We start from the raw sequence: 15,405 nt of genomic DNA, 5'->3' as shown, positions 1-15,405 counted from the left end.
GCGGCGGACGCCGGGAGGAGGTGGGCGGTGGGCAACATGAGGGTCCACCGCCTTCTTTTAACCGCCCCCTGGGGTCGGCCATCTCACACGTCGAGTTTGACAATTCCCTTGGCCGCCAGGGCCTCGACCGATACCCGACCTGCACGCTACGGAATGCGTCTTGGATATGAATCGGGTGCCACCGCGCGATCAAATGATCGACTCGCTAGTCCGCCATCGCTTGGTAGAGCCAGTCGGAGAGCTTCTCGGTCGCCACGCGCGCGCCGGCGCCAGGAAGCAGCGCGCCGGCGGTCAATTCGACGCCGAAATACGAGGCGGATGGGTCTGTCACCACCTGCCGCTCGTCCTCATTCGCGGCGAGATAGATCCGGGCGATTTCATCGATACCGAATTGATCCGGACCGCCGATTTCAACAATATCGTTCAACGGCGCTCCGACTGACAATTCCGCCAGCAATGCGGCGACGTCACCGGCCGCCACCGGCCTCATGAACGCCGGAGACAATCGGAAAACATCACCATCAGCACCGGTGTCGATCAATCCGCTGATGAACTCGTAGAACTGTGTGGAACGGAGAAGCGTATAGGGTCGATTTGAAGCCCTGATGAGATTTTCCTGCACCATTTTCGCGCGGAAATAGTCGCTTTCGACCAGACTTGGCGTGCCGACGACCGAAAGTGCAAGATAGTGCCTGACACCGGCCTCGGCCGCTGCGGCAAGCAAATTCTTGGTCGAAGCCCTGAAAAAATCCAGCGCCGCACTGTCGCCGAAAGATGCGGCGTTGGTAACGTCAACGATGACTTCAGTTCCCGCCAAGGCCGCTTCAAGGCCCTTTCCGCTAACCGTGTCGACGCCGAGCGACAACGACGCGGCGCTGACTTGGTGGCCGGACTGGCGTATGATTTCACTGAGGCGTGTTCCGACAACACCGGTTGCTCCCGCTACCGTGATTTTCATCTCAGCATCCTTTGTTGCATTGCACCGCGCGAATGGCGACGAGATCGCGGATAGGGATCGTCTTCAACGTCTCGGAATCGACCGGACCGACAATGACTGGAAAGCCGGGCGCTCTCCATCGTCCATGGGGTCCGGTCGCCTTAGCCGTACGTCTAGCGAAACCACCCCAAGGTTTAGGATGCCCCACCAGAAGGCAGGACAGGTCTCCAATTGCTCGTTCGCGCCGAACTACCGATTCCGGGCACGGCGGCCACATCCCCGCGCAATGCATGGGTTTCCATGAGTTGCGGTTGTAATGGGGCGGGGTTACGGTCTGAGCATGCGCTCGCCAGCCCCGAAATCGAGAATAACGACAATACAAAACGCCGACGATCCCGTGGCTTTGTCTGTCCGGCAGGAGCAACTGATAATGAGCGTCTGGTCGCACCGCCCTCAATTCCTGCACCTGGGCCTTTTCATCGTAGCCTATGTGCTGGCCTGCGGATTCGCCCAGTCGCTCGCAATCGTCCCTGGAACCGGAATTTCCATCTGGCCGGCGAGTGGCCTTTTCATTGCGACACTTGTGGCCGCCTCTCCCTACAGCTGGCCTTGGTGGGTGCTGGGAGGCTGCCTGGCCGAACTGTTCAGCAATTTGCTGTGGTTCCACAGTCCGCTGCCTGCGGCTTTTCTGATCTACATCGGTAACGCCCTGGAAGCGGTTGCCGGGGCATGGCTCGTCAACCGAATCTTGAAGCGGCCAGTTCGGCTGGAAACCTTGCAGGAAGTTTTCGCGTTCGTCGTACTGGGCGCGGGGATTGCGCCCATCGCAAGCGCGACCGTGGGAAGTGCGACCCTGGCGTGGTTTGGCATACAATCGCAATCCTTCGCAACGGCTTGGCCTCTTTGGTGGATCGGAGACGCCACCGGCGTCCTGATCGTAGCGCCGCTGGCGTTGGTCGTATTTCACAGCTGGCGCGGCAAGACCCGACTCTCAGCCCCGCAATGGGTGGAAGCTTTCGTCCTGGGGCTGATCTTTCTCGGCGTTGCGGCTCTTTCGCTGAGCGGCTACCTCCCCTTCGCATACATTATCATGCCGCCTCTTCTTTGGGCCGCCGTTCGCTTCGAATTCAAAGGCGCCGCCGTATCCTTGGTCCTCCTCGCCCTGATCACGGCGTTGTTCACGATAACAGGCACCAGCCAGTTTGCCGGCGATCCCGAGGCCCAGAAGCACAAGCAGGTCATGCTGCAGCTTTTTCTGGCCATCTCGGCATTTTCGGCGCTCATTGTGGCCGCCATATCCCGGCAACACCAGTTGGCAGTGCTCACATTGCGCCAAAGCCTGGATACGCTCCGCGACCGGGAGCGGGAACTCTCGCAGCTCGTGGATATGGTTCCGAGCCACGTCTGGCGTCTAACCCCCGACGGCGAGCCGACCTTCTTCAACCAACGGATGGTCGATTTTCTCGGTCTCGATGTTGCTGATTTCGACAAACCCGACATGAGCCGGCTGGAGTCCGTCCTGGACGCCACCGTTCACCCGGAGGATGCGGCGGGTTTCGGAGATGCCCTTCGCCATTGCCTCGCTACCGGCGCGAGCTTCGCCATGCGGTATCGACTGCGCCGCTCCGACGGCCTCTATCGCTGGATGTCGAGCCGTGCGGAACCGATGAGGGATCAATCAGGGCGCATTGTCCAGTGGTACGGCCTGTGTCACGACATCGACGATCAGGTTCATGCCGAAGAGGCTGTGCGGCGGAGCCAACAACAGCTTCAGCAGATCATAGACGCCGTGCCGGTTCGCATCTGGAGTGTGGAGCCCACGGGAGGATCGTTCTATTTCAACAAGCGGTATCAGGATCATTTCCGCTCCGTTATTGCCAATTTCGACGCTCTCGGTGAACCGCGCATCGACGATCTGCTGCAACAGCTGATTCATCCAGAAGACGCACCCGACATCCAGCGTACGCTCAGGAACTGCTTCGAAACCGGCTCCGGCTCCGCGATGCGATTTCGCTGGCGCGAACAGGATGATGTCTACCGCTGGGCGGAATGCCGGGTCGAGCCCCGCCGCGATGACGACGGAACGGTCGTGCAATGGTACGGCGTTTCTCTCGATATCGACGACGAGGTGCGTGCGCTGGAGGCGTTACGTGAACGTGAGCGCGAGCTCTCGCAGCTCGTCGACATGGTCCCGGTACAGATCAGGCGCTTGACGCCGGAAGGCGAGCCGGTCTTCTTCAACAAACGTCTGATCGACTTTTTCGGTCTCGACGTGGGCGATATGGACAGGCCTGGCATGAGCCGCCTCGCGTCAGTCATTCACACCCTCGTCCACCCCGATGACGCATCGAGGTTGCTGGAGACGGTTCATCGTTCCCTCGCCAGCGGCGATCCCTTCTCGATAAAATACCGCATGCGCCGCGTCGACGGTGCCTATCGCTGGGTCGACGGCCGCGCCGAACCGCTGCGGGACCAAAGCGGCGCAATCATGCAATGGTACGTGATCTCAGTCGACATTGACGATGAGATGCGTGCACAGGAAGCGCTGCGCGACCGGGAGCGGGAGCTTTCGCAACTGGTGGATATGGTTCCCAGCCTGCTCTGGCGGCTCAATTCGGACGGCACTCCGACCTTCTTCAACCAGCGCCTAATCGATTTTCTCGGTCTCGACATCGCCGATATGGAAAAGCCCGGCGTGAGTCGGCTGGCAGCCCTCATCGAAGCCGCCGTCCATCCCGACGATGCCGCCAGCCTCGCCGAAGCGCTCAACCACTCCCTCGTCACCGGCGAGGGCTTCTCGAAACAGTATCGCCTGCGGCGCGCCGATGGCGTCTATCGCTGGGTGAAGGGCAGCGCCGAGCCGCTGCGGGACGAAAACGGGCGGATCGTCCAATGGTACGGTCTCTCGCATGACATCGATGATCAGCTGCGCGTTGAAGAAGCGCTGCGAGAGAGTGAACGCTCGCTCTGGCAGATCGTCGAGACGCTGCCGGCCATGATCGATTGCGCCGCTCCGGATGGAGAGCCGGTCTATCGCAATCCTCAGCTTCGCGACTTTCTCGGATACAAGCTCGAAGAGCTGGACGGAACGGGAAAGTCCCGGCTGGCCGGCACACTCGACGCCGGTGTTCATCCCGACGAGGTGGCCGGAGTCAAGGAAAAGTATGCTCATTCGCTCGCTACCGGCGAGCCCTATGCACGCAGACATCGCCTACGGCGGTTCGATGGTGAATATCGTTGGGTCGAGACACGCGCGGCGCCGATGCGCAACGCTGAAGGCGAGATCATTCAGTGGAATGTCATATGCCTCGATATCGACGGTGAGGTACGGGCGCAAGACGAGCTGCGCCTGGCGCAAGAGGGCCTTGCCCGGGCGAGCCAAGCGGCGAGCCTCGCCGAGCTTTCGGCTTCGATCGCGCATGAGGTGAACCAGCCGCTGGCCGCCGTCGTGGCGAATTCGCATGCCTGCCAGCGCTGGCTCACGGCTGAGCCGCCGAATATGGAGCGGGCACAAAAGACGGTCGAGCGCATCATCCGGGACGCCAACTCGGCGGCCGAGGTCGTCAGCCGCATTCGCGCCTTATTCAAACAGTCCGCGGACAGGAGGATCCAAACGACGATCTCCGGCATCATCGACGAGGCGCGCAGCCTGATGACCGACGAGGCCTGGCGACGTCGTGTTCGCATCGGTGTCGACGTTGACGGCAATCTTCCGCTCATTGCAATCGATCGCATCCAGATCCAGCAAGTCCTGATCAATCTCATCCGCAACGGCATGGAAGCGATGGACGCCGTTGCAGACGACAGGATGATCGAGATCCGCGTGCGCCATATGGGGAATGCCGTCCAGACCGAGATTAGCGATCGCGGCCAGGGTATCGAGTTTCCCGAGAAAATGTTCGAGCCGTTCTTCACGACCAAGGAAAACGGCATGGGCATGGGGCTGGCGATCTGCCGTTCGATCGTCGAGCTTCATGGTGGACGATTGTGGGCCGAGAAGAACAATCCGCACGGAGCGACGTTGATCTTTACCTTGCCCATAGAAACGAAGGCGGCGTCATGACAGCCGATGACCATATTGTCTTCATCGTGGATGACGATGGACGTATTCGGGAAGCGCTCGGCGAGTTGCTGGAGTCGCACGGCATGCGCACCATCGCCTTCGAATCGGCCTGCGATTACGTGAGAGCGGACAAGCCTGACCTGCCCGCCTGCCTTATTCTCGATATCGAACTGCCTGACATCAACGGCCTCGACCTGCAGAGACAGATCGCTGACAGGGACCATCCGCCGATCGTCTTCATCACAGGACATGGCGACATTCCCTCCTCCGTGCGTGCGATCAAGCATGGCGCGGTGGACTTCCTGACCAAACCCTTCAGCGATGCGGACCTCATGGCGGCAGTCCACGCGGCGATCGCCGAGGATCGGACAAAGAGATCGGAACGCGCCGAACTCGACATGCTCAAACGACACTACCTCGACCTGACGCCGCGAGAGCGCGAGGTGCTGCCGCTCGTCGTCAGCGGTCTTCTCAACAAGCAGGCGGCAGCCGAATTGGGGATCAGCGAAGTCACGCTGCAGATCCATAGAAGAAATGTGATGCAGAAAATGGCGGCGGCGTCGCTCGCCGATCTCGTCCGGATCGCGGAGAGATTGGAAATACCGATAACCCACTCGCGCCGAGTGGGAGGGAATTGAACATGAACAAGACAAGACACGTCGTGGCAATTGTCGATGACGATCCAAGGCTGCTTGAATCGATGGGCGACCTTCTGGAATCCGCGGGTTATGTGGCCCGCAGCTTTTCGTCGGCGGGCTCGTTGCTCATCAACGGGCTGTCGGACCTCGACCTGCTCATCACCGATATCGGAATGCCTGGCATCGACGGCTTCGAACTTCGCGATTTGGTGCGAAAGTCGCGTCCGGAGCTGCCGGTATTCCTGATCACGGGCCGCCACGAGATAGCAGATCAGGGCCGCGCTCAAGGCGTGGGCGGATTTTTCCGAAAGCCCTTTGATGCCCAGGCGCTGCTGGCAGCCATAGCCAACGCTTTGCATAAATCGACAGATGGAGGGTGACATGCGAGTTGACCAGCCGTTGCTGCGGAGATCGGCGCCGTTATCGTTGCAGTGCAGATGTGAAGAGACAGAGCCACTCGTCATCATCGTCGATGACGACGCGTCCGTTCGTGAGGCGCTGTCGGAGCTCATCCTGTCGGCGGGTTTCCGGTCGACCAGTTTTGCCTCGACCCGCGAATTGCTTGACGCCGATATATTGGATAGCCCCGGTTGCCTGATCCTCGATGTGCGCATGCCTGGAGCAAGCGGCCTCCACCTGCAGCGTCATCTGGCCGAAAACGGCATTGCCAAGCCGATCATCTTCGTGACCGGCCATGGCGACATCCCGATGACCGTTCAGGCGATGAAGGCCGGCGCTGTCGATTTTCTCACCAAACCCGTGCGGGACCAGACGCTGCTCGACGCCATTACGGCTGCCATTGCGACGGATGCCGAGCGGCGAGCGGAAGCCGCGATCGCCGAGCGCAATATCAAGCGCCTGGAGACCCTGACTCAGCGCGAGCGCGAGGTTCTGCATGAAGTGGCACGCGGCCGCCTCAACAAGCAGATCGCCTTCGATCTCGGCATCAGCGAAGTGACGGTCAAGCTGCATCGCAGCAATGTCATGCACAAGATGGAGGCTGCCTCCATCGGCGAATTGATCCGGGCCTGGGAAACTCTGCCCGCACAAATGCGCCAGGCAGGCGCGCGCTAGCGCAATTCCAGACGCAGCACTGCTGCACAGTTTTGCTGGAATTGCTCCAGCTTTAGCAGCACGCCTCCAAAAACTCGGGATGCCGGCCTCGAAGATTACATACCGCCGCTGTCCATTTGATGCGCGCCGTATCCGATCTGCGCCGAAAAAGACCATCTTGCGCCGGCAATGGGGTTTCGGCCGCGCACCCATGCGTTATTCCTAAATTAAAGCTCGGGGATATGACCTGGTGCCCCGCTTTGGTTCCTAAAGGAGATCTCGCTTTGAACAATCACTCGTCAACCGCGCCTTCCCCTGAAACCACCGCCTTCGACAACGAAGCAAACTTCCTGTCGGCCATGGGGAATGCCAAACGGCTTCATATGCTGCATCTGCTGGCCGAGGGAGAAATGTCGGTGAGCGTCCTGGCCGACGAGGTGGGGTTGAGCCAATCTTCGACGTCCCAGCATTTGGCCATTCTTCGAGAACAGGAACTCGTGCAGACGCGAAGGGCTGCACAGACGATCTATTATTCACTTCAATCCGGCGCGGCCAAGGCGATGCTCGATACGCTCGCCGACATTTTCGGATCCTACCATCGCTCCCCGGTAGAACGTGTCCGAGCCGTAGGCACCTGATGACGAAGCGTTGCTCTTGCGGCTCATGATTGGTGCCCAATTCTGCTGAGGATGATCCTGTCGGCAACTCAGGATCGGCGCCGCCGCAGCGAGGTGCGGCATCACGGCGAAGAACGCAGTTTCGAAAAAGACGACTGCGGCTTGAGCGCAAGCGCCAAGCCGCCGTTCAAGGGCCGCAACTCCAAGGCCGGGATGCCGTGGCGCGGGAGTCCTGTCATGCTTCGCCTACATGCCCCTCGAACGCATCGATCCCCGATGTACGTTTGATGTACCCCTCCTAGACCACGGTGTGATTACGCCTCCATTGCGAATGGAGATAATGAACCGCATCAGGAACGGAACGGCAGCCCGACCATGCTCATCGATGCTGGGTTTGGGTCAGACGGAGGTGATCATGGACGTATATGAGGCAGTCAAAAGCCGACGGTCGGTGCGCGGGTTCAAAGACGCGCCTGTGGACAGGGAGGTTCTGGAGCGGGTGCTGTCCGCCGCGGCTTGGTCGCCGTCAGGATCGAACATCCAGCCGTGGAACACCTACGTGATGACCGGCGCGCCGCTGGCTGAGCTGAAGACGTCCGCCGTCGAGCGTGTGGCCCATGGCGACGCCTGGGACAAACGGCAGTACGAGATGTACCCGCCCGCACTGAAGTCCCCCTACGGGGAGCGCCGATCCGCCTTCGGCAAGGAGCGCTACAGCGCGCTCGGCATTGCACGCGAGGACTGGGAGGCGCGCCAGCGGGCAGCAATCGCCAACTGGAACTGTTTCGGCGCGCCCGCCGCCCTGTTCTGCTACATCGATCGCGACCTGGGCCTACCCCAATGGGCCGACGTCGGCATGTATCTGCAGACCGTCATGCTGCTGCTCCGCGCCGAAGGTCTGCACAGTTGCCCGCAGATGGCGTGGTCGCAGGTTCGCGAGACGGTCGCGGAGGTTCTGTCACCCCCGGACGGGCTCATCCTCTTCTGCGGCATGTCGATCGGGTACGAGGACCCCACGGTAAGTTACGCCCGTACAGGCCGCGCGCCGCTCGATGAGACGGTCACGTTCCTCGGCGATTAGTTACTTGCGATCAAAGGACAAGAGGGAGAACGCCATGACCACGCATAAAGTAGGCTATCTCATCGGCAGCCTCGCCAAGGGCTCGATCAACCGCAAACTCGCCACGGCGTTGGTGCGGTTGGCCCCGCCGGAACTCGAAATGTCGGAGATATCCTTCAAGGATCTGCCGCTCTACAGCTACGACTATGACGCCGACTACCCTCCGGCTGGCAAGGCATTCAAGGCGGCAATCGCGGCCGTCGACGCCGTGCTGTTCGTCACGCCGGAATACAATCGATCCATACCCGGCGGGCTGAAAAACGCAATCGACTGGGCGAGCCGCCCCTACGGCACCAACTCGTTCACACGCAAGCCGTCAGCAGTGATCGGCACGTCGCCGGGCGCGATCGGCACAGCCGTCGCCCAGCAGAATTTGCGCAGTGTGCTCAGTTTCTGCAACTCTCCGCAGATGAATGCCCCGGAAGCCTACATCCAGTTCACACCAGGGCTGATCACCGACGACGGCGAGGTCACGAAAGACAGCACCGCCGATTTCCTTCGCACTTTCATGCGGGACTTCCACGTCTTCATCGCAAGGGTTCGCTCAGTGCTGCCTAGAGATGCCTAGCGGGCGCTTGGAATGAGCGATTGCGTATCCTGTACTGCGGGAGCTGGCCACGTCCATCCGGGCGGCCAGCTCCGGTTTTTAAAGCGCACAATGCCTCAGGCGAAGGCGTAGGAGCCGTCCGGTCGCTTCGGCACGCGCCGCTGCCAGTGGATGTAGCCTTCCTCTTCCATCGCCTTCTCGTCCATTTCGACGCCCCAGCCCGGCCGGTCGGGACGCAATTCCAGATAGCCGTCCTTCGGCAGATAGGGATCGACGACATAGCGGGTTTCCCCCTGCCGTTTCTCGATATCGAGGCCGCCATAGACATAGGCCTGCCCCTTCGGCAGCCGGTATTCGAGGATGCGGAAATTCTGCGCCGCGGCCGAAAAATGAACGTTGACCGCCGTCGCAAGCGGCCCCATCGGGTTGTGCGGCGCCACCCCGACGAAATAGGCTTCGGCGAGTGTAGCAATGCGGCGCATTTCGCTGATGCCGCCGACGACGCAGATATCGGGCTGGATGAGATCGGCGCCCTTGACCTGCAGCAGCCGCAGGAACTCGTTTCTGTTGTAGAGCGACTCGCCGGTGGCAAGCACGCAGTTGAGCCCCTGTTTCAGATCGCCCCACGCCTCGATATTCTCAGGGCGCAGCGGTTCCTCGAAAAACAAGGGATCGTAGGGGGCCAGCGCGTTGCCGAGTTGCCTTGCGGCGACCGGCTCGAAAATCTTGGCATGGGCATCGAAGGCGATCTCGTATTCGTCGTTGACCGTCTCGCGCAGCGAGCGGAAATAATCCGCCGAGGCTTTCACGACATTGCCCCAGCGATGGGCGTGCATGTCGATACGCCAGGGGCTGAGCTTGAAGGCGGTGAAACCCCATTCTTCCTTCAGACGATCGAATTCGTCGCGGGCGGCGGGCGCGTCCGGTGCGGTGTAGACGCCGGCATAGACCTTGATGCGGTCGCGCACCTCGCCGCCCAGCAGCTTGTAGACTGGGACATTTGCTGCCTTGGCCGCAAGATCCCATAGGCAGTGATCGAGCGCAGAGATCGCGGCAAGGCCAAGCGCACCCGGCGGGAACCGGCTTTGCTGGATCAACAGATTGACGAGATAATCGACGCGTGTGGGGTCCTGGCCGGAGAGAAATGCGTAGAGATAATCCAGGAGCGGCGGCAGCGCCTTGTCGGGGCCGTGATTGTAGCATTCACCCCAGCCCGTCAGCCCGTCATCGGTGTCGAGCGCGACGATCACGCGGGGACGGTCCTTGTCGCGGGTCATAAAAACCCGCATGCGGTCGATCTTCATCTTTCTGTCCTTCTAGCGATTGAAATAGCTGCGGCGTGCGACGCGCGTCTGCACGTAGAGATGCTCTTTGTAGGTTCCGGGATTATAGGAGCCGGCAGCTTCCGGCACGGGAACGGAGACATTGCCGCCGCTCGGAAAACGAGCGACGAATGCTTCGTCGATATCGCAGCCGAGCCCCGGCCCGTCCGGAACCGCAATCAGGCCGTCGACCTGAACGGGGTGCGGCACGATCGTCTGGCGGCGGCCGTCCCAGTCGTCGTCAAGGCGCTCGAGAATGAGGGCGTTCGGGATCGCCGCAAGCAGATGCAAGGCGGCATATTCCGCCACCGGCCCGAGCGAGCCCGAATGCGGCGCCATCTGGATATGATGCGCCTCGGCCATGGCGGCGATCTTCTTCATCTGGGTGATGCCGCCGGCCCGGCCGGTATCCGGCTGGATCACGTCGACCAGTTCCTTCTCGATGAGCTCGCGCTCGCCGAAGATAGTCGCCGAGCGCTCGCCAGCCGCGAGCGGCACATGGGCTGCGTCGCGGATGCGCCGGTAGCCGTCGATATTGTCGGGCGCGATCGGATCTTCGACCCACATCAGCTCGTAAGGTTCGAGCGCCCGCACCAGCCGGCAGGCATCGGCTGGCGTCAGCCATGGCGGCCCATGCAGATCGATGGCGATGTCCATGTCGTCGCCGACGGCGTCGCGGAGAGCTGCAACCTTGCGAACGGGATCGGCAACCCCGCCGCATTTGATCGCCTTGATGCCGCGCTCCTTGATGGCAAGCGCGCGCTCGGGCGTATTCGCATGCGAATAGATCGGGATCCGGTCACGCACCTTGCCGCCGAGCAGCATCCAGACTGGCACGCCGAGCGCCTTGCCCTTGATGTCCCAGAGCGCCATGTCGATGCCGGTCATCGCACCGCCACCGACCGTCCCGAGCATGCCGTGACCCATCATGGCGATATGCATCTTCTGCCACAGCCGTTCGATATGGGCCGGATCCTCGCCGATAAGGAGGGGTGCAAGATCATGGATCGCCGTCTCGATGACGCGCGGCCAGCCGGAGCATTCACCAATACCGGTGATGCCCTCGTCGGTATCGATCTTCAGAAAGAGCCAGTTCCGGGTGCCGGCGAGTTGTCTGGACGCACCATCTCCGGAGCGCTCGTCCGAGGCCCATTTGGAGGGATCGGGCTGACCGGCATGCATGAGAAACGTGCGGATCCCGGTGATTTTCATCGCAGAGAACTCCCATTCTTCAGAATCTCCGGCGCGACGTAGCGGAAACGCCGCGAATGATCGCGGTCGCGCGGATCGGGGCGCGGGATGGCTGATATGAGCGCCTGCGTATAGGCGTGCTCGGGCGTGCGGCAGACTTTCTCCGCATCGCCGATTTCGACGAGTTGGCCTTTGTACATGACGCCGACACGGTCGCACATGTAGCGGATGACGCCGATGTCATGACTGATGAAGATATAGGCGAGGCCGAGTTCGTCCTGCAGGCGCATCAGGAGATCGAGCACCTGCGAGCGCACGGAGACGTCGAGCGCCGAGGTCGCCTCATCGGCAACGATGACACGCGGATTGAGTGTGATGGCGCGGGCAATGCCGATGCGCTGGCGCTGGCCGCCGGAGAATGCGTGCGGGTAGCGTTCGCGCGCCCTCGGGTCTAGGCCGACCTGCTCCATGAGGTGGCAAACGCGCTCGTCCAGCGCCCGCCCCTTTGCCACGCCATTGACGAGCAGCGGCTCGCCGATGATCTGGGAGACGGTCATGCGTGGGTTGAGGGAGCCGAAAGGATCCTGAAACACCATCCGCAATTCCCGCCGTGCGGCGGCGAGCGTCTGACCCTTTGCCGTTGCCAGATCGATGATGTCGCCGTCGGCGCGGCGATAGAGGATTTCGCCTGCTGTGGGATCAATCAGCCGCATGATCGAGCGGCCCATCGTCGTCTTCCCGGATCCGCTTTCGCCGACGATCCCAAGCGTCTCGCCCGGCAGAAGCGAAATGGAAACATCGTCCAGCGCTTTCACTTCACCGAAATCCATCGATACATTGCGGAGTTCGAGGATCGGTGGCGCCGTCGTGTCGAGCGGGGCGCGCGCCAGCCGAATTTCGGCCTTCGCTTCCAGCTTCAGCACCGAGCCGATCAGCATGCGGGTATAGTCGTCTTTCGGTGCATGAAAGATCTGCTCGACCGGCGCATATTCCTTGGCGACGCCATTGTGCATGACGAGCACATCGTCGGCGATCTGCGCGACGACGCCCATGTCATGGGTGATGAACAGAACGGCCATGCCCTTGGCCTTCTGCAGCCGGGCGATCAGGTCGAGAATTTCGGCCTGTGTCGTCACGTCGAGGGCCGTGGTCGGTTCGTCGGCGATCAGGAGCTGCGGTTTGCAGGCGAGCGCCATGGCTATCATCGCGCGCTGGCGCATGCCGCCGGAATATTGGAAGGCATATCGGTCGAGCGCCTTTTCCGGCGAGGGAATCTCGACCTGCTTGAGCAGCGATATGGCCTCGGCGCGCGCCTCTGCCTTGCTCATCCTGGTGTGAAGGCGAAGCGCCTCGACGATCTGGTTGCCGACCGTGTGGATCGGCGACAGTGACGACATCGGCTCCTGGAAAATCATGGCGATGTCGCGGCCGCGGATCGCCCGGATCTGGCGCCCACGCGGATTGAGACTGGTCAGATCGATCGAGCCGCCGTTCTGATCGTTCAAGATGATCGATCCGCCGGAGATACGGCCGGGCGCATCGACGATCTGCAGGATCGAACGCGCCGTCACCGACTTTCCCGATCCGCTTTCGCCGACGACACAGAGCGTCTTGCCCGGCTCGATCGTGAAGGACAGATCGCTGACGGCGCGAAAGACGCCGGTGCGCAGCGGGAATTCGACGGTCAGATTTTTCACCTGCAGCAGCGGCTTGCCGGCAATGGGAACGATATCGGTCATGCCGGCCTCATTTGTTGTAGGGATCGGCTGCATCGCGCAGGCCATCGCCGAGAAGGTTGAGCGCCATCACGGCAACGACGACGGCGCAGCCCGGCATGAAGAGCCACGGTGCCGTGGCGATCGAGCGAATGTTCTGGGCCTCGCGCAACAGCACGCCCCAGGAGATGGTCGGCGGCTGCAGCCCAAGCCCCAGGAAGGAGAGTGAGGTTTCGGCAAGGATCATCGCCGGCACCGCAAGCGTGATCGAGGCAATGATGTGGCTGGCGAAGCTCGGCAGCATGTGGCGAAAGATGATGCGTCTTTCGCGAACGCCGTCGAGCCTGGCGGCGGCGACGAATTCTTCGGTGCGCAGGGACAGGAAGCGGCCGCGAACGACGCGGGCAAGCTGCGCCCAGCCGGTCAGCGACAGGATGATCGTGATCATCATATATTGCAGCGTCGCCGGCCAATCCTGCGGCAGGGCCGCGGCCATGGCCAGCCAGATCGGGATCGTCGGCAGCGACAGCACGAAATCGATCACCCGCTGCAGGAAGAAATCGATGCGGCCGCCGTAGTATCCCGAGATGCCGCCGAGCACGATGCCGAGAATCAGCGAGAAGAATACGCCAACGAGGCCGATCGACAACGATATCTGCGAGCCCTGTACCGTTCGGCTGAAGACATCGCGCCCCAGCCTGTCGGCACCGAAGAGAAGCAGCGGCGTCATCTTGTCGGGCGAGGCGATCAGATGGATGTTGGTGTCGAACAGGCCGAACACGGAATATTCATAGCCGCGCCCGAAAAACTGGACGTCGACACGCTTCGTCGTGTCTTCCTTGAAGATAGCGGCCAGCGTTTCCGGATCGCGAGTCAGCTTCATCGGGTAATAATGCGGGCCGAAGGAGAAACCGTTCGCAGTATCGATCAGATGCAATTTCTGCGGCGGGTGAAAAGTCGCCCGCGCATTTTGCAGGTTCGGATCGTTGATGGCGAAGAAACCGGGAACAAGGGCGACGATATACATCATCACGGTGACGACGAGCGCGACCATGGCGAGCCGGTGGCGGCGGAAAGCCCACCAGATGAGCTGCCACTGCGATGCGACGGCAGCGCGATCCGGCTGAATATTTGTAACGGTGATGTCGGCCACGTGAGGCTCCTATTCCAACCGGATGCGGGGATCGACCAGCGCAAGCAGGATGTCGCTGATCAGAGAGCCTATCAGCGTCAGCGCGCAGATCAGCAGAACGAAGGCGCCGGCGAGATACATGTCCTGGGCCATCAGCGCCTGCAGCAGCAGGGGTGCTGCCGTCGGCAGATTGAGGACGATGGCGACGACGACGGAGCCGGAAATGAGGTTGGGCAGCAGCCAGGCAATCGTCGAGATGAAGGGATTGAGCGCGATCATCAGAGGATATTTCATCAGCAGCCGGAACTCCGAGAGCCCCTTTGCCCGTGCCGTGGTCACATAAGGCTTCGGCAGTTCGTCGAGCATATTCGCGCGCATCACGCGAATGAGGCTTGCCGTCGAAGAGACGGCCAGGATGATGACGGGAAGCCAGAGATGCGAGAACAGGTCGACCATCTTGGCGAAGCTCCAGGACGCGTTCTCGTATTCCGGCGAAAACAACCCGCCGACATCCTGGCCGAATTCGACCGCCGCGATATACATCAGCACCAGCGCCAGCAGGAAAGACGGAACGGCCAGGCCGAAGAAGGTGAAGGCGGTGAAGAAATAGTCGCCGATGGAATATTTGCGCACGGCGGAGAAAACGCCGATCGGCAGGGCGATCGCCCAGGTGGCGATCAATGTCGACAGAGCCAGGACGAGGGTCAGCGCCATGCGCTCCCAGATCAGGTCGGAGACCGGTTGCTGCCACTCGAAGGAAATGCCGAAATCGCCGCGCGAGAGGATGCCCCAGATCCATTTGAAATATTGGACGAGCATCGGATCGCCGAGGCCGAAGCGCTCGCGCAATTGTGCCGCCGTGTTCTGATCGACGATCTCGTTGGAGGCGGCCAGCGTCGCAATATAGGTCGTGACATAGTCGCCCGGCGGCAGCTGGATCAACACGAAAGCGAGGAAGCTGACGGCAAACAGCGATGGAATCATCCATAGGAAGCGTTTGGCGATAAAGATCAGCATGAGGCGCCTCTTGCATTGAACGCCGCCCTCCGGGCCCTGTCGGCCGTCAGCCG

Annotated in this window: 13 protein-coding genes; 7 read left to right on the top strand and 6 right to left on the bottom strand. The window is 61.3% G+C overall.

Annotation, left to right across the window (positions count from 1 at the left end):
* Positions 1-205: 205 nt before the first annotated feature.
* Positions 206-958, bottom strand: coding sequence for an SDR family oxidoreductase (locus EEQ99_RS22010; protein ID WP_097543789.1), 753 nt, complete (start codon positions 956-958; stop codon positions 206-208).
* Between the two features lie 406 nt (positions 959-1,364).
* On the opposite strand from EEQ99_RS22010, the gene EEQ99_RS22005 reads away from it, so the two are divergent.
* From EEQ99_RS22005 to EEQ99_RS21975, 7 genes are all read left to right on the top strand, one after another.
* Positions 1,365-5,000, top strand: a complete 3,636-nt coding sequence (locus EEQ99_RS22005) for a PAS domain-containing protein (protein ID WP_097543813.1) — start codon at positions 1,365-1,367, stop codon at positions 4,998-5,000.
* Positions 4,997-5,638 (top strand): response regulator transcription factor, encoded by a 642-nt coding sequence (locus tag EEQ99_RS22000; protein WP_127431100.1) that lies wholly within the window; start codon positions 4,997-4,999, stop codon positions 5,636-5,638. The genes EEQ99_RS22005 and EEQ99_RS22000 overlap by 4 nt, the downstream gene beginning before the upstream one ends.
* A gap of 2 nt (positions 5,639-5,640) precedes the next feature.
* A complete protein-coding gene (locus tag EEQ99_RS21995) occupies positions 5,641-6,018 on the top strand; it encodes a response regulator (protein WP_047619077.1) in 378 nt (125 codons plus the stop codon).
* Position 6,019: 1 nt separating this feature from the next.
* Entirely contained in the window at positions 6,020-6,712 is a 693-nt protein-coding gene (locus tag EEQ99_RS21990) for a response regulator transcription factor (protein ID WP_127431099.1), read from the top strand.
* 263 nt (positions 6,713-6,975) lie between these two features.
* Positions 6,976-7,329, top strand: coding sequence for an ArsR/SmtB family transcription factor (locus EEQ99_RS21985; RefSeq protein ID WP_047619082.1), 354 nt, complete (start codon positions 6,976-6,978; stop codon positions 7,327-7,329).
* A 394-nt stretch (positions 7,330-7,723) separates the two neighbouring features.
* The gene (locus EEQ99_RS21980) at positions 7,724-8,389 is read left to right on the top strand and encodes a nitroreductase (protein WP_097543812.1); all 666 of its coding nucleotides are present in this window, start codon (positions 7,724-7,726) and stop codon (positions 8,387-8,389) included.
* 34 nt (positions 8,390-8,423) lie between these two features.
* Positions 8,424-8,996, top strand: coding sequence for an NADPH-dependent FMN reductase (locus EEQ99_RS21975; RefSeq protein ID WP_047619086.1), 573 nt, complete (start codon positions 8,424-8,426; stop codon positions 8,994-8,996).
* Between the two features lie 95 nt (positions 8,997-9,091).
* On the opposite strand, the gene EEQ99_RS21970 is transcribed toward EEQ99_RS21975, so the two are convergent.
* Genes EEQ99_RS21970 through EEQ99_RS21950 form a run of 5 tightly spaced genes read right to left on the bottom strand, consistent with a single transcriptional unit; the run spans position 9,092 to position 15,352 of the window.
* Positions 9,092-10,279 (bottom strand): galactarate dehydratase, encoded by a 1,188-nt coding sequence (locus EEQ99_RS21970; protein ID WP_047619090.1) that lies wholly within the window; start codon positions 10,277-10,279, stop codon positions 9,092-9,094.
* Positions 10,280-10,291: 12 nt separating this feature from the next.
* Positions 10,292-11,509 carry a mandelate racemase/muconate lactonizing enzyme family protein gene (locus EEQ99_RS21965; RefSeq protein WP_047619092.1) on the bottom strand — a complete coding sequence of 406 codons (1,218 nt, stop codon included), beginning with the start codon at positions 11,507-11,509 and terminating at the stop codon, positions 10,292-10,294.
* The gene (locus tag EEQ99_RS21960; RefSeq protein WP_127431098.1) at positions 11,506-13,227 is read right to left on the bottom strand and encodes an ABC transporter ATP-binding protein; all 1,722 of its coding nucleotides are present in this window, start codon (positions 13,225-13,227) and stop codon (positions 11,506-11,508) included. Before EEQ99_RS21960 ends, EEQ99_RS21965 begins: the two co-directional genes overlap by 4 nt.
* Before the next feature lie 7 nt (positions 13,228-13,234).
* Positions 13,235-14,356, bottom strand: coding sequence for an ABC transporter permease (locus EEQ99_RS21955; protein ID WP_127431097.1), 1,122 nt, complete (start codon positions 14,354-14,356; stop codon positions 13,235-13,237).
* A 9-nt stretch (positions 14,357-14,365) separates the two neighbouring features.
* A complete protein-coding gene (locus tag EEQ99_RS21950) occupies positions 14,366-15,352 on the bottom strand; it encodes an ABC transporter permease (protein WP_097543784.1) in 987 nt (328 codons plus the stop codon).
* Positions 15,353-15,405 lie beyond the last annotated feature (53 nt).

The sequence above is a fragment of the Rhizobium anhuiense genome (assembly GCF_003985145.1).
GTDB classification, from domain to species: Bacteria; Pseudomonadota; Alphaproteobacteria; order Rhizobiales; family Rhizobiaceae; genus Rhizobium; species Rhizobium anhuiense.
Note: the sequence above shows the minus strand (reverse complement) of the source record. Positions and strands in the feature narration are given on the sequence as shown.

Coding starts and splice junctions, on each gene's coding strand:
- EEQ99_RS22010 (WP_097543789.1), bottom strand. CDS start 958: ATGAAAATCACGGTAGCGGGAGCAACCGGTGTTGTCGGAACACGCCTC.
- EEQ99_RS22000 (WP_127431100.1), top strand. CDS start 4,997: ATGACAGCCGATGACCATATTGTCTTCATCGTGGATGACGATGGACGT.
- EEQ99_RS21995 (WP_047619077.1), top strand. CDS start 5,641: ATGAACAAGACAAGACACGTCGTGGCAATTGTCGATGACGATCCAAGG.
- EEQ99_RS21990 (WP_127431099.1), top strand. CDS start 6,020: ATGCGAGTTGACCAGCCGTTGCTGCGGAGATCGGCGCCGTTATCGTTG.
- EEQ99_RS21980 (WP_097543812.1), top strand. CDS start 7,724: ATGGACGTATATGAGGCAGTCAAAAGCCGACGGTCGGTGCGCGGGTTC.
- EEQ99_RS21975 (WP_047619086.1), top strand. CDS start 8,424: ATGACCACGCATAAAGTAGGCTATCTCATCGGCAGCCTCGCCAAGGGC.
- EEQ99_RS21970 (WP_047619090.1), bottom strand. CDS start 10,279: ATGAAGATCGACCGCATGCGGGTTTTTATGACCCGCGACAAGGACCGT.
- EEQ99_RS21965 (WP_047619092.1), bottom strand. CDS start 11,509: ATGAAAATCACCGGGATCCGCACGTTTCTCATGCATGCCGGTCAGCCC.
- EEQ99_RS21960 (WP_127431098.1), bottom strand. CDS start 13,227: ATGACCGATATCGTTCCCATTGCCGGCAAGCCGCTGCTGCAGGTGAAA.
- EEQ99_RS21950 (WP_097543784.1), bottom strand. CDS start 15,352: ATGCTGATCTTTATCGCCAAACGCTTCCTATGGATGATTCCATCGCTG.